The organism is Pseudomonas sichuanensis (assembly GCF_003231305.1).
GTDB classification, from domain to species: domain Bacteria; phylum Pseudomonadota; class Gammaproteobacteria; order Pseudomonadales; family Pseudomonadaceae; genus Aquipseudomonas; species Aquipseudomonas sichuanensis.
Genome location: NZ_QKVM01000012.1, coordinates 1 through 12181, shown reverse-complemented (window position 1 = coordinate 12181; position 12181 = coordinate 1). Strand labels below are relative to the sequence as shown.

The window sequence follows — 12181 nt, the reverse complement described above, 5'->3', positions numbered from 1 at the left end:
GGAAATAGCAATATATTTCCCTTGGCAATAGGATTGGCCTATGACCAAATCGAATACCGACCGGCGACAGCTGGAAGACTGGGAAAAGGATGAGTGCGCAGCGCTCAAGGAGGCGCTTGCCGCCTTTAACGCCCAGCTTCCAAGGGAGCAGAAGCTAACCCAGGACAAGCTGGCCGCAGAGCTAGGAATGACTCAAGGGAACCTGAACGGCCATCTGAACGGAAAGAGACCGCTCAATAAGGAAATGGCCGCAAAAATCTACTCGCTAACGGGAATACCGGTTGGTAGGTACAGCAAGAGACTGGATGCCGAGATCAAGGCGATAGCCTCAACAATGTTTCCAGAAGGTTTGCCGAGAGAGCCAGAAACTACATCGCGCTGGGTTTCGCATGCGGACGATCTGCTTCTAGAAGTCACGGCTGCCATTTCTGTGATAGCAGCTCAGGCTTCGGCAAAAAGCCTGACTCGGAGTCAGGTTGAGACCTTGATCAAGCTTCGCAATGAAATCATTCACATGAATGGTATTGAGCCTGGAATGAGCTTCTCAGGCCATATCGCAGGCCTTATCGGGGCAGCCTTCAGGGCTGCAGAAAGCGGAGACAGCCCTGATGACCTCCTCTCCATGGTTAAGCATGGAGAAACCAAAGAAAATCTGAAGGAACAGGGCAGCAAAAATGTCCATGCTCGAAACAAAAAAACGGGTTCCAAGCCAGATTGATCTGGGGCTGTTCCTAACAGGTAAGCGTGTATCAGACCCATCGGTCTGTGGCCAACATCCGCTTTTCTATGGCACCGTCCAGGTAAAGGGTCGCGAACGATTTAACGCCTACGTGAAGATGCTCCCAGCAAAGCTGATTTACGCCGAGGTGCTGAGCTCGCTCTTAGGTCAATCCCTGGGGCTTCCGATCCCCGTGACGATTCCCGTATACGCGCGCGGCCAGACGGTCGGTACCGCATCCGACTATGAGCTCTGCGTCGCGAGCCTGGATTGCGGCGCTGCACCTATCTCCCGCATTGCCAGGCTCGATGACGTTAATGACCTGCTTAACAAGTGGGCTCACGTGCGCATGGCGATCGTGTTCGATGAATTGATCGCCAACGGGGACCGCAACCTCCGCAACATCCTCATGGGCGCCGATGGGAAAATTTGGCTTATTGACCACGAGGAAGCGCTAAGACACCCGATTGTCCGAGCGCATGAAAAGGTCCAGAATTACCTTCTTGCCCGCTTATCCGAAGACTTGGGCAATTTCGAGCTTCGCAGAACCGAGCAGCGTCTCAAAGAAGAGGCCCTTTGCCTCTCTGAGATCGACTACCATGCTCATGGCAGTGGGTCCCTGCCAGGGCCATGCAAGGTCACTGAAGCTCACGTCACCGAAGTGATGCAGTTTCTACAGGACCGACTCAGCCATATGCCTGCGCTGCTAGAAAGCGGCCTAGGACTTCGCCAAGTTCACATAGATCTATCCAATGAACGTCCACGCGCCTGATTTTGAGGGAATCCCGGAATTCCCATCCTGCGAAGCCCAGTGGGCTCCAGTCTATCTCGAGCCCGTCGTTGAATCTGGCGAACGACTGACCATAGGAATTGTGGCTGCGGCAAACGGTCAAGTCGCTGGCGAACTGACCATCACTGATAAAGCGCTTCAATGTCTTTACGGTGACTCCGCTCCAGGAATGAAGTCGATGATGAGCCTCGCGCTTTCCAAGGCCATGCGCCATGCAAAACGCGGATTCATCAAGGGCCAATCCTCCGGCATTCACGGAGTCATATTTGGAGATGCTCGCGAAGGGATTGGCTATGACCTGCAAGACGTTATCTCCCAAGGATCTGATCTGTGCTCCAGCCTCAGTCACATTCATGCCGAGGAAGGGAAATCTAGCCATGATCGCTCCTCGTACTGGAAGCGCGTCTGCAAAGCTATGGAAAGGGTCGACTCCGGATTGACCCCATATTTCAATGCCATGGTTGACGTTACTATTCGCGGAGCATCCCTTTCTCTTCAGTGCGACTATTTCTCATCGAGAGTAGCGGTGAACGTTTGTAGCATTTCTCCCAATTATCGCCTGGGGTCTCTGTTCGAAACCGCTACAGCGAAGGTTTTCAGGCTTGAACAGCTCAAAGACCATGATGCCCTTATTCGGCATGAACATCGCGCTGCCATGATGCTCGTCGTCCCATATGACTCAAGCATAGAGTCATCTAGACCGGCCACCAGGAAGAGCTACAACGACCGAATTCTGCAGCTCCAAGACATGGCTGAGAAGAAGGGCTTTGATCTGGTCACGGTTCACAGCGCATTCGACGGCGCGAAAGAAATCCAGAGGCTGGAGCGTGCCGTAGCCTAGACCTGGCAAAATTACCCCTCACCCTGACGAGCCCGCCTAGCGCGGGCTTTTTCATGCCCGAAGAAAATTTTATATCCATTGGAGTTGACCAATGTATATCCCATGGATATATTTATCTCCATCGAGGCGCTACACAGCCCCTCGGGAGGCCCTCACTGGCCGCCGCTCTTTAACAGCCAGCGCCATGCCCGACTACCCGGCCAAGCCGGTTAGGTCACTCCCGGCTCCATCGGTGGGAGGTCAGTAAACCGATGAAAAAAACCGCACTTGCCTCTACCGGCGACCGGCGATCCGACAGGCCCGAAAGCCTGCCAACGCGCAGCCCACTGCGACGGCGGACGAGGTATTGACCGAACTGAGTGAATGACCTGGTAAGCGGGTGCGGAGAAAACAGATTTCACTGGCAGCCCTTCTCACGAGGGGCTGACGGGAAATCAAACGAAGGATTTACGGTGCTGATGAATGCGCATGCTTAGCGCACTGCGAGGCCGAAAGGCGGCAGCCGGAGGCTGTGCAGAAAAGCCGGGTCAGCGCCGGCCGTCAGCACCACCTATCCCTTGACTGCCAGGAAAGACTGGCCCGATGACCTGCACCCCTTCGCAGGCTGCATCGGAGTGTGATCTGAAAAGGCAGGCCGAAAGGTTCCCTCAAACAGCCGGTTTTTCCGGAGTAAGTAAGGGCAGATCACACCCCGATGCACCCTACCCCCACCCGACACAGGAACACCTCATGAACGCACCCGCACATCTCACCCCGCCGGCCATCGGCCAAGTCTGGCCAGGCCAAGGCGGCATCTACGCCGGCATCGTCCCGGCACGCAACGGCCAAGAGGCCTACCACCTAGTGATCGGCGCCGAACTGGGTCGCTTCGAGTGGGGCCCCTATGAAGTCGATGCACCGGCCAAGAGCCTGATCGATGGCCTGTCCAACACCAAGGCCCTGGTCGAGGCCGGCGAATACCCGGCGGCCAATGCCGCAGCCGCCCACCAAGCTGATGGCCACACCGACTTCTACCTGCCGGCCGCCGCCGAGCTATACGAAGCCTGGCTGAACCTGGGGAGCAACGATTTCGGCTGGTGCTGGTCGAGTTCGCAGCGCTCAGCCGACTACGCATTCAGCCTGTCCTTCGCTGATGGCACTCAGTACGGCCTCGTCAAGCTCAACGAGCTCCGTGTCCGCCCCGTCCGCAGATTGCCCATTCAGTAATTCATTCATTTCTCTCGCAGGCGATTCCGGAACTCAGGACGAGTTAGGCCAGAAGCTTCCGGGGCAGCTCCCGGCGCCTGCATCCCCTCAATCACGACCGCATCGACAGGTGCCGGGCTGGCTTTTCACGCCCAGCTTGGTCACTGGTGCCCGGCATCTGATCAATGCGGTTTCCAGCAGGAGGCGTCCATGAGTCGTGAACATGAGCTATACGCCGACAGCGCCCAGGCACGCGAAATGGATCGCCGATTCACAGGCGACTCCTGCTGGGTGGATGTCGATTCAAGGCAGGCCAAGGCTAATAACAAGGCCTGGCTACAGATGGTCCGCGAGCAGGAAGAGCACCATAGCAACCAGATGCGCAACAAGGTCGCCGCGGCGGTGAATCAGATCGGAAGTCGATGGGGCTATACGGGTCCTAGGAGGTCGCAGTGAACAAGAAGACCAGGCAGGACGTTGTCGACATCATCGAGTCGCGGTTTGAATGGGCGCGCGAGCGTTTCACAGATGTTCTGCACGCCGAGCTCGAAATTGCGATAGACCTCGCCGGCTTGACTGGAGCAATCGATATGCCGGAGCAGAGAAGCTACAAGGATCGGCTAAACGGATTCGTTGAGCGACATCACCAGGAATTTATGAAGAAGCACGGGTGGTCGGCATGAGTAGTTATCGAAAGCCAGAGATCTACACCGATGCTGACTGGGACATGGTTCAGGGATACATGCGCGGCAGCAGTGGATTGCCTATGGAGCGCTCCACTGCAGCTTACAAACACGGATGGATGAATGGGCGTGATGACCGATCTGGGATGCCGCGTGAACGTGCAAACGTTCTGATCCGCCGGGCAAACATGATTCCTGGAATCACACCAATGAATGAAATCGGCGTGGCGTCATGACCTCCTACCAGCGCGCGCGGCGATTCGCCTTTTGCCGCGGCAGCCTGATCACCCTTTCGCTCTGCACCGCATGGATGCTTGCCAGCGCATACGCCGGCCGTATCACCTCCTGAGGTAACCATGAACACAACACCCCGCCTGGCCGCCCAGCTCGACTGGATGACGGTCGGATCGTTCTCGCCTGAGCGGTACCAGGGCGATGAGCGCAAAGAATACGAAGAGGAAGCGGCGCGCATTCAGCGCCAGTGGGACAACCAACCGAACTGAGGTCGCCATGAGCGTCTACAAGAAGCTCCAGGAGGCGCGTTGCGAAATGCAGCGCATGACTCTCACCAAGTCTGGCGAGAACAAATTCGCCAAGTACTTCTACTTCGAGCTGGGCGACTTTCTGCCAGCTATCAACGACCTGTTTCGTGAAAAAGGACTGTGCGGAGTGATCTCATTCACTGCCGATCTGGCCACGCTCAAGGTTGTCGATGTCGATGACGGCACCTTCATCGAATTCACTAGCCCGATGGGGCGAGCTGATCTGAAAGGCTGCCATGAGGTGCAGAACATTGGCGCCGTTGAGACGTACCAGCGCCGCTATCTGTACGTGACAGCGCTGGAGATCGTCGAGCACGACGCGCTTGAGCCTGTTACAGGCAGCCCGCCGACCGACAACATCAGAGCAATCGCCCAGCCAGACTGGACTGGATTGATGGCTGACATTGCCCAAGCAAGGACGATGGAAGATCTCAAGCCTGCCTTCGACAAGGCTATCGCTGCCGCCAAAGCCGCAGGAAACAAGAACATGGTCACCAGCTTCACCAAGGCCAAGGACAAGCGAAAAGCTCAACTTTCCCCTCAGGAGCAATCGGCATGAATGCCTTCATCTTCGACAGCGAAACTACTGGCTTCAACGAGCCGCACTTGGTCGAGGCCGCGTGGCTGCAACTTTTAGCTATCCCAGGTCTGCCAGTGGCTGGCGAATTCCTACAGCGATACAAACCTGGCAAGCCGATTGAGCTTGGCGCCCTGGCCACCAGCCACATCCTCGATGAGGACCTGGCGGACTGCCAGGGCCATGCCGAGTTCGCGCTGCCTGCCGAGGCTGAGTATCTGATCGGCCACAACGTCGACTACGACTGGGGAGTCATCGGTCGGCCAGAGATCAAGCGGATCTGTACTGCTGCCCTGAGCCGTCGGCTGTGGCCCGACGCCGATTCCCACTCGCAGTCGGCGATGATCTACCTGCACTATCGCAGCGAAGCGCGAGATTTGCTGCGCAACGCCCATGCCGCCCTGGACGACGTGAATAACTGCCGACTGCTGCTGATCAAGATCCTTGACGCTCTGGCTGCCGAACTTGGCCGCCCGGTGGCCGGCTGGGAAGAACTCTGGATCATCTCCGAAGACGCCCGTATCCCGACCGTGATTGGATTCGGCAAGTATCGAGGCGCCAAGTTCAGCGATCTGCCGGCCGACTACCGCCGCTGGCTGCTCAACCAACCTGACCTCGACCCATTCGTTCGCAAAGCACTGCAGCGCTAGGAGACAACATGGCCCGCGGAGTAAACAAAGTCATCCTGGTCGGCACCTGCGGCCAGGACCCCGAGGTCCGCTACCTGCCCAACGGTAACGCCGTGACCAACCTGAGCCTGGCTACCAGCGAGCAGTGGACCGACAAGCAATCCGGCCAGAAGGTCGAGCGCACCGAGTGGCACCGCGTTTCGCTGTTCGGCAAGGTTGCCGAAATCGCCGGTGAATACCTGCGCAAAGGTTCGCAGGTGTACATCGAAGGCAAGCTGCAGACCCGCGAGTGGGAAAAAGACGGCATCAAGCGCTACACCACCGAGATCATTGTCGACATCAACGGCACCATGCAGCTACTCGGAGGCCGACCCGACAACCAGGGCGGCGGTCAACAGCAACAGCAACAGCAGCGACAACGGCAGCCTCAACAACAGCGGCAGCAGCCTCGCCAGCAGCACAACTACAACCAGAATGAAAACTACGGACAGCAGAGCCAGCAGGCCGCTCCGCCGGACAACTTCGACGACGACATCCCGTTCGCCCCGCTCCACTACCTAGTTGGTGCATAGCCATGAGCGATTGCGGAGAGCATCCCAGCGTTTACTACCTTGGCCGGGAATGCCGCCGCAACGGTGGCGGCAAGATGGCCAACCCATTCGCCTATCACACGTTTCATGGCTCTTGGTTCTTGGCCGGTTGGAATGACATGGATCTCGAGATTGAACAGAAAAATCCGAAGCGCGCAGCAAAGAACAAGGCGGCATGAGCAGTTCAACTTGCCGCCTAGCGGATTGAAGGAGGTTCTCCATGGCGATGACCCAGCAACAACGCGACGAGAAGCGCAGGGCAAAGGCCGGGCGCTTACAGGAAGAAGACCTGCGCATGAAGGCCCGAGCAGGAACCAGGCAGGCTCTGAATGACATCAAGGCTTGGGCTGAAGTCGAGGAAAACGGCGAGGCCATGACCCTGCTGATTCACCGCATCCATGAGCTAGGGCCTGAAGCGGCCCGCCACTTTCTCAGTGCGCCGCGCCACGAAATCAGCATTTCGAGAATCGTGGCGCAGAAGCTCGACAATTTCAGCAGGCAGCAAGCCCTGCGCATATGCCATGACGAATAACCTCAAGGAACCAGCATGAAACCTGAAAAAATCACGCTCTCCATCGGTGAAGCCACCATAAAGATCCCCGCCTCGACTGTCGCTCAGTTAGCGCTGGCTTCGATCATCGGGCAGCTCGGTGCTTTACCTGACCTCGTTACTTCGCCGACCGCGCCTGTAGATGTTCCCGGGATCGGCCAGCCATGGCCAGACCAAGGCGGCATCAATGGCGGCTTCGTACCATCCATCGGCGACGTGCCGGCGCACTACCTGATCCTCGCCCATGAGGATGTGGGCGAGCATGAATGGGGCGGCCGCAATCAGGAGTCGAATGCAGCCAGTCGCCACGACGGCAAGGCGAACACTGATGCGCTGATTGCCGAGGGCGGCCACCCTGCTGCCGAAGCTGCGCGCAAACATCAGGCTGACGGCCACTCCGACTTCGATCTGCCAGCGGCCTCGCAGCTCTATCAGGCCTGGGTGCACGGACTGATCACTAAGGGCTATTACTGGAGCAGCTCGCAGCGCTCAGCCAACGGCGCATTCTACATGACCTTCGCGGATGGCCTTCAGTACAACGACGCCAAGTACTACGAGCTCCGTGTCCGCCCCGTCCGCAGATACTTCATTTAATCCTTCATTCATTCGAACACAGGGGCGCAGCAGCGCCTTTTTTGTTGCCTGCACGTCAAGGAGCAGCACATGAGCGCAGTTGAAAAAAAAGAAACCCCAGCAATTGGCCAGGCCTACGGTGGCGGCTTTGTCACCGGCATCACCCGCGACCCGGACACCGGCGTGCGCTGCTTACACATCACTGCCGGCGCCGAGCATGAACTTGTGGGCGCCTGGGGAGAGTACGGCGTCAAGATTGAGGGCGCCGGCAGCTTCACGAACAGCCGGGCCAACACCGAAGCCATGGCCGCCGCTGGCAGTGATCTGGCAAAACGGGTGCTGGCCCTAGATATTGGCGGCCACAGCGACTGGGCGATCCCTGCCCGCGACGTTCAGGAACTCCAGTACCGGCACTTCAAGCCGACCACCGAAGAAAACTGGCAGTACGCCCGCAGCGGCGATAACCCAAACAGCGAGCCTGTAGGCCTGCTGTACACCGAAGAAGATCCGGTCCAGACGGCGCACGAAGCATTCCGCGAAGGTGGAGCCGAGGCGTTCCGCAATGCAGCGTACTGGTCATCTTCGCAGCGCTCAGCCCTCAGCGCATTCTCCATGCACTTCGGTGATGGCATTCAGTTCTACTACGGCAAGTTCAACGAGCTCCGTGTCCGCCCCGTCCGCAGCGAAGTTATTCAGTAATTCATTCATTTAACCGGCCGCTTGCGGCCGGCCGCCCAAGGAGGGGCATGACATGGCAATGCACACCGATCTATCCATCTACAAAGCCGCCAGCGGCCTATTGCAGATGGCGACCAATCTCACACGAAACATTCCGCGCGAGCTGAAACAGTCTCTGGGACGTCGGGTGATCGACGAGTGTATTGACGTGCTCATGCTTATTGCCAGGGCTAATGCTGCCCGAGACAAGCGTCCGCACCTGACCGACCTGGCCGAGAAGGTTCAGGTGATTGAGCTGCTGATGCGACTGTTTAAGGACAGCCGTTTCATCAGCGTCCCCCAGCATGCCGCCACCATGGAGGTAACCACCTCTATCGGAAAGCAGGCCAATGCCTGGAAACGCTCCACCCCATCCGCGCCCGCTGCCTGAAGGTTACGGCTTTCAGGCCTGTGCGAATTGAATCTGGTCGTTGCCGCTGCTCTGTGAGCACCGCCATGCGCATCCATGGATACCGCCGGTCTAAAGCGTCCGTGTAGGTCCAGCGCAGTTTCCCCGCTGAGTGATCGCCGGGGCGACGTAGATAGCACGACCGGTCGCAGCGCTCAGCCAACAACGCATTCAACATGACCTTCGATGATGGCAATCAGAACAACAACGACAAGAACAACGAGCTCCGTGTCCGCCCCGTCCGCAGATTCGACCCCTTACCCGTTCAGCGAACTGGTTCAGGCTTACTACGATTGCCGACGCTCGAAGCGCAACAGCAACAGCGCGCTGGCTTTCGAAATGAACCTGGAGCAGAACCTGGAAGAGCTGCACCGCGATCTGGTCACCGGCCGATACCGGCCAGGTCGCTCAATCTGCTTTGTCGTCACCCGGCCAAAGGCACGCGAGGTATGGGCCGCCGACTTCCGCGACCGCATCGTGCACCACCTGCTATACAACCGCATCGGCCCCGGCATCGAACGCAGCTTCATAGCGGACAGCTGCGCCTGTATCCCAGGGCGAGGCACGCTATACGCCGGTAAGCGGCTGGAAGCGAAGATCCGCAGCCAGACGCAGAACTGGTCACGCCCGGGCTTCTACCTCAAGTGCGACCTGGCCAACTTCTTCGTGTCGATCGACAAGCGCGTGCTGGGTCGCCAGCTGGCCAGCCGTATCGATGACCCATGGTTCAAGCAGCTTTCCCTGCAGGTGCTGATGCACGACCCGCGCGAAAACTACGTAGAGCGCAGCCCGGCGCACCTGTTCAATCGTGTGCCGCAGCACAAGCGCCTGACTGCGCAGCCTGCATACCTGGGCCTGCCGATCGGCAACCTGTCGTCGCAGTTCTTCGCCAACGTCTACCTCGACGCCCTAGACAAGTTCTGCAAACACACGCTCGGCGTGAAGCACTACATCCGCTATGTCGACGACTTCGTGCTGCTGCATGAGTCGCCGCAACAGCTGAACGACTGGCTCCGACAAATCGAAGACTTCCTGCCAAGCCTGGGCGTCAGGCTCAACCCGTCGAAGACCATCCTGCAGCCCATCGACCGCGGCGTGGACTTCGTCGGGCATGTGATCAAGCCCTGGCGGCGCACCACTCGCAAGAAGTCGGTAGCGCAAGCACTAAAGCGAACGGCCCAAGCGTCTGCAGAAGACCTACGCGAGACCGCCAACAGTTACTTCGGCCTGCTCCGGCAGGCCAGCCACAGCCAGAAAGATCGGGCCACCCTGGCGAACCTGGTGTTACGCCGCGGGCATACGGTCAACGGTGACCTGACTAAAACCTACCCCAATCGACGAGGCGCACCATGCAAGCAGCAGCCGCTGAGCGCCGGACAACATCGGCGAACCTGACTATCGCTCAATGCATTCGCAGGTCGAGTGACCCGTACAACGCATCGGTTGCGGCCTTCACCCGGCGGGAAGTCACCGATAAGCGCAAGGTCTTCTACTTCGAAGACGGAAGTTTCTTGTGCTTCGAAATCACCTACACCGCAGTAGACGATGGGACGTGCACCTTATGACCACAGCAATCGACCTGTTCGCTGGCCTCGGCGGATGGAGCGCAGGCGCGCGTGCCGCAGGCGTCCAGGTTCTCTGGGCGGCCAACCACTGGCCCGTTGCCGTTGAATGGCACAGCGCCAACCACCCTGAAACGCAGCACGTTTGCCAGGACCTGCACCAGGCTCGGTGGGAACAGGTGCCAGCGCACGACATTCTGCTCGCCTCGCCGTGTTGCCAGGGCCACGCCAAGGCCCGCGGCAAGAAGTCCGGCAACCCGGAGCACGACGCCTCGCGCTCGACAGCCTGGGCCCCGGTGTCTGCGCTGGAGTTCCACCGGCCGCAGGCCGCAGTAATCGAGAACGTGCCGGAGTTCACCGACTGGGTGCTCTACCCAGCCTGGCTACAGGCTGTGCAGGCGCTGGGATATCAGGCCGCGCCGCATATCGTGGACTGCGCCGACCTCGGCGTACCGCAGCACCGGGTCCGCCTGTTCATGGTGCTGACTCGCAGCAAGGCGCCACTGATGCTGCAGCTGCCGCAGGAGCGGCATGTGCCGGCCAGCAGCTTCCTCGATTTCGACGCCGGGCGCTGGTCGCAGATCGAGAAGCCAGGCCGGGCACAGGCCACCCTCGACCGGGTGCGCAATGGCCGCCAGCGCTTCGGAGACCGGTTCATCATGCCCTACTACGGCAAAGGATCCGGCACCACAGGCCGCGACATCAACCGGCCGATCGGCACAATCACCACCCTGGACCGCTGGGCCCTTGTTGACGGCGACCGCATGCGGATGCTCAGCGCTGACGAGGCCCTGGCCGCAATGTCGTTCCCGGCTGACACCCTGCGGCCGCACAACCATCGCCTGACGATGCACATGGCAGGCAACGCGGTGCCACCCCTGGCCGGTCAGCGTGTTATCGAGGCTTTGTTGAAGGCCGCATGACCGAAAGAGCACACTTGTACTCCGACCAACTATAACCCCTCTCCCCTCTATTCACTGCCGCGATATGGCGGCCAAGGAACGACCGTGCCTATAGAAAAAACCGCCCTCGACTCCATCGATCTGGACGCCCTGCATGTCGCCGCCAAGGCCGCTGCCGAGGATGTGATCCGCTCCCACGGCTGGAAGGGAATGGTCGAAGACGCCGACCTGCTTGGAACAGATGAGCGCTACCTGGTTCTGGCTGACCCTGCCGTCATGCTGACCCTGATTGCAGAAGTCCGCACCCTCCGAACTGACGCAGAGCGGTACCGCTGGCTGCGCGATCCTGACGGCCAGGAAGACCTGGGCAGCGAATACAACATGCCGCCCATCATCTGCGGTTACGCCGAGCATGAGGATATTCTCGCCAATGATGCGCTAGACCGCGCAATCGACCAGGGCATGGAGGCACTTAAGTCATGACCCGCCTCGCCCTCTGCCTCCTGCTGCTGTCCACCGGCGCCAGCGCAACCGAGAAAGTCATCGACGTACAGCACGACAGCCAGCGCGGCGTCACCTGCTACCTGCTGAATGGGGTCGGCATCAGCTGCATCCCCGACAGCCAGCTGCAGGCCGGCAACGAGCGCCAGCTCTCCCCGCACGAACAGCAGAACGGACCAACACCTGCAGGTGCGCCTGCGCCATGGAATGAAGAGAGGTATCAGCTGTGAAGAAATCCACTGATTTCCTGCAGGCCGCCATCGACGTGCAGGCCGAACGCGGCAAGCAGTACGACGCACCGGACGGCACCCGCAGCATGGTGAAGACAGTCCAGGCCTTCAACGCCATCACCGGCCATAACCTCACTGAGGCCGAAGGCTGGCTCCTGATGCAGATCGTCAAGGACGTGCGT

Annotated in this window: 21 protein-coding genes; all 21 read left to right on the top strand. The window is 59.2% G+C overall.

The annotated features are described in order from the left end of the window. Positions 1 to 40 precede the first annotated feature (40 nt). Positions 41 to 718 (top strand): helix-turn-helix domain-containing protein, encoded by a 678-nt coding sequence (locus DM373_RS08400; RefSeq protein ID WP_110993108.1) that lies wholly within the window; start codon positions 41 to 43, stop codon positions 716 to 718. Further along, entirely contained in the window at positions 675 to 1490 is an 816-nt protein-coding gene (locus DM373_RS08395) for a HipA family kinase (protein WP_157966826.1), read from the top strand. The genes DM373_RS08400 and DM373_RS08395 overlap by 44 nt, the downstream gene beginning before the upstream one ends. Then, the gene (locus DM373_RS08390) at positions 1471 to 2349 is read left to right on the top strand and encodes a hypothetical protein (RefSeq protein WP_157966825.1); all 879 of its coding nucleotides are present in this window, start codon (positions 1471 to 1473) and stop codon (positions 2347 to 2349) included. The genes DM373_RS08395 and DM373_RS08390 overlap by 20 nt, the downstream gene beginning before the upstream one ends. 729 nt (positions 2350 to 3078) lie before the next feature. Next, a complete protein-coding gene (locus DM373_RS08385; protein WP_110993105.1) occupies positions 3079 to 3555 on the top strand; it encodes an Lcl C-terminal domain-containing protein in 477 nt (158 codons plus the stop codon). A 189-nt stretch (positions 3556 to 3744) separates the two neighbouring features. Further along, positions 3745 to 3990, top strand: a complete 246-nt coding sequence (locus DM373_RS08380) for a hypothetical protein (RefSeq protein WP_110993104.1) — start codon at positions 3745 to 3747, stop codon at positions 3988 to 3990. Continuing rightward, positions 3987 to 4217 (top strand): hypothetical protein, encoded by a 231-nt coding sequence (locus DM373_RS08375; protein WP_110993103.1) that lies wholly within the window; start codon positions 3987 to 3989, stop codon positions 4215 to 4217. Before DM373_RS08380 ends, DM373_RS08375 begins: the two co-directional genes overlap by 4 nt. Next, on the top strand, positions 4214 to 4453 hold the full coding sequence (locus DM373_RS08370) for a hypothetical protein (RefSeq protein WP_110993102.1): 240 nt from the start codon (positions 4214 to 4216) through the stop codon (positions 4451 to 4453). Before DM373_RS08375 ends, DM373_RS08370 begins: the two co-directional genes overlap by 4 nt. A gap of 120 nt (positions 4454 to 4573) precedes the next feature. Continuing rightward, complete coding sequence (locus DM373_RS28700; RefSeq protein WP_157966824.1) at positions 4574 to 4720, top strand: hypothetical protein; 147 nt, start codon at positions 4574 to 4576, stop codon at positions 4718 to 4720. 7 nt (positions 4721 to 4727) lie between these two features. Further along, positions 4728 to 5318: an ERF family protein gene (locus DM373_RS08365; RefSeq protein ID WP_157966823.1), complete on the top strand. Its 591-nt coding sequence runs from the start codon at positions 4728 to 4730 to the stop codon at positions 5316 to 5318. Continuing rightward, complete coding sequence (locus DM373_RS08360; protein WP_110993100.1) at positions 5315 to 5986, top strand: 3'-5' exonuclease; 672 nt, start codon at positions 5315 to 5317, stop codon at positions 5984 to 5986. Before DM373_RS08365 ends, DM373_RS08360 begins: the two co-directional genes overlap by 4 nt. An 8-nt stretch (positions 5987 to 5994) precedes the next feature. Further along, complete coding sequence (locus DM373_RS08355; protein ID WP_110993099.1) at positions 5995 to 6537, top strand: single-stranded DNA-binding protein; 543 nt, start codon at positions 5995 to 5997, stop codon at positions 6535 to 6537. Positions 6538 to 6539: 2 nt separating this feature from the next. After that, complete coding sequence (locus DM373_RS28695) at positions 6540 to 6734, top strand: hypothetical protein (RefSeq protein WP_157966822.1); 195 nt, start codon at positions 6540 to 6542, stop codon at positions 6732 to 6734. A gap of 41 nt (positions 6735 to 6775) precedes the next feature. After that, entirely contained in the window at positions 6776 to 7087 is a 312-nt protein-coding gene (locus DM373_RS08350) for a hypothetical protein (RefSeq protein ID WP_110993098.1), read from the top strand. Between the two features lie 15 nt (positions 7088 to 7102). Continuing rightward, on the top strand, positions 7103 to 7699 hold the full coding sequence (locus DM373_RS08345) for an Lcl C-terminal domain-containing protein (protein ID WP_110993097.1): 597 nt from the start codon (positions 7103 to 7105) through the stop codon (positions 7697 to 7699). Positions 7700 to 7768: 69 nt separating this feature from the next. Then, positions 7769 to 8377 (top strand): Lcl C-terminal domain-containing protein, encoded by a 609-nt coding sequence (locus tag DM373_RS08340; RefSeq protein WP_110993096.1) that lies wholly within the window; start codon positions 7769 to 7771, stop codon positions 8375 to 8377. A gap of 52 nt (positions 8378 to 8429) precedes the next feature. Beyond that, positions 8430 to 8786, top strand: a complete 357-nt coding sequence (locus DM373_RS08335; protein ID WP_110993095.1) for a four helix bundle protein — start codon at positions 8430 to 8432, stop codon at positions 8784 to 8786. Positions 8787 to 8990: 204 nt separating this feature from the next. Then, entirely contained in the window at positions 8991 to 10199 is a 1209-nt protein-coding gene (locus tag DM373_RS08330) for an RNA-directed DNA polymerase (protein ID WP_110993094.1), read from the top strand. A 166-nt stretch (positions 10200 to 10365) separates the two neighbouring features. Then, the gene (locus DM373_RS08325; protein ID WP_110993093.1) at positions 10366 to 11289 is read left to right on the top strand and encodes a DNA cytosine methyltransferase; all 924 of its coding nucleotides are present in this window, start codon (positions 10366 to 10368) and stop codon (positions 11287 to 11289) included. Positions 11290 to 11373: 84 nt separating this feature from the next. Continuing rightward, positions 11374 to 11751 (top strand): hypothetical protein, encoded by a 378-nt coding sequence (locus tag DM373_RS29190; RefSeq protein ID WP_244215052.1) that lies wholly within the window; start codon positions 11374 to 11376, stop codon positions 11749 to 11751. After that, positions 11748 to 11999, top strand: coding sequence for a hypothetical protein (locus DM373_RS08315; protein WP_110993092.1), 252 nt, complete (start codon positions 11748 to 11750; stop codon positions 11997 to 11999). Before DM373_RS29190 ends, DM373_RS08315 begins: the two co-directional genes overlap by 4 nt. Beyond that, the coding region (locus tag DM373_RS08310; RefSeq protein ID WP_110993091.1) for a hypothetical protein at positions 11996 to 12181 on the top strand (186 nt) is incomplete at its 3' end. The genes DM373_RS08315 and DM373_RS08310, both read left to right, overlap by 4 nt.

Coding starts and splice junctions, on each gene's coding strand:
- DM373_RS08345 (WP_110993097.1), top strand. CDS start 7,103: ATGAAACCTGAAAAAATCACGCTCTCCATCGGTGAAGCCACCATAAAG.
- DM373_RS08335 (WP_110993095.1), top strand. CDS start 8,430: ATGGCAATGCACACCGATCTATCCATCTACAAAGCCGCCAGCGGCCTA.
- DM373_RS08355 (WP_110993099.1), top strand. CDS start 5,995: ATGGCCCGCGGAGTAAACAAAGTCATCCTGGTCGGCACCTGCGGCCAG.
- DM373_RS08400 (WP_110993108.1), top strand. CDS start 41: ATGACCAAATCGAATACCGACCGGCGACAGCTGGAAGACTGGGAAAAG.
- DM373_RS08390 (WP_157966825.1), top strand. CDS start 1,471: ATGAACGTCCACGCGCCTGATTTTGAGGGAATCCCGGAATTCCCATCC.
- DM373_RS28700 (WP_157966824.1), top strand. CDS start 4,574: ATGAACACAACACCCCGCCTGGCCGCCCAGCTCGACTGGATGACGGTC.
- DM373_RS08340 (WP_110993096.1), top strand. CDS start 7,769: ATGAGCGCAGTTGAAAAAAAAGAAACCCCAGCAATTGGCCAGGCCTAC.
- DM373_RS28695 (WP_157966822.1), top strand. CDS start 6,540: ATGAGCGATTGCGGAGAGCATCCCAGCGTTTACTACCTTGGCCGGGAA.
- DM373_RS08395 (WP_157966826.1), top strand. CDS start 675: ATGTCCATGCTCGAAACAAAAAAACGGGTTCCAAGCCAGATTGATCTG.
- DM373_RS08370 (WP_110993102.1), top strand. CDS start 4,214: ATGAGTAGTTATCGAAAGCCAGAGATCTACACCGATGCTGACTGGGAC.
- DM373_RS08350 (WP_110993098.1), top strand. CDS start 6,776: ATGGCGATGACCCAGCAACAACGCGACGAGAAGCGCAGGGCAAAGGCC.
- DM373_RS08315 (WP_110993092.1), top strand. CDS start 11,748: ATGACCCGCCTCGCCCTCTGCCTCCTGCTGCTGTCCACCGGCGCCAGC.
- DM373_RS08325 (WP_110993093.1), top strand. CDS start 10,366: ATGACCACAGCAATCGACCTGTTCGCTGGCCTCGGCGGATGGAGCGCA.
- DM373_RS08380 (WP_110993104.1), top strand. CDS start 3,745: ATGAGTCGTGAACATGAGCTATACGCCGACAGCGCCCAGGCACGCGAA.
- DM373_RS08385 (WP_110993105.1), top strand. CDS start 3,079: ATGAACGCACCCGCACATCTCACCCCGCCGGCCATCGGCCAAGTCTGG.
- DM373_RS08365 (WP_157966823.1), top strand. CDS start 4,728: ATGAGCGTCTACAAGAAGCTCCAGGAGGCGCGTTGCGAAATGCAGCGC.
- DM373_RS08360 (WP_110993100.1), top strand. CDS start 5,315: ATGAATGCCTTCATCTTCGACAGCGAAACTACTGGCTTCAACGAGCCG.
- DM373_RS08330 (WP_110993094.1), top strand. CDS start 8,991: ATGATGGCAATCAGAACAACAACGACAAGAACAACGAGCTCCGTGTCC.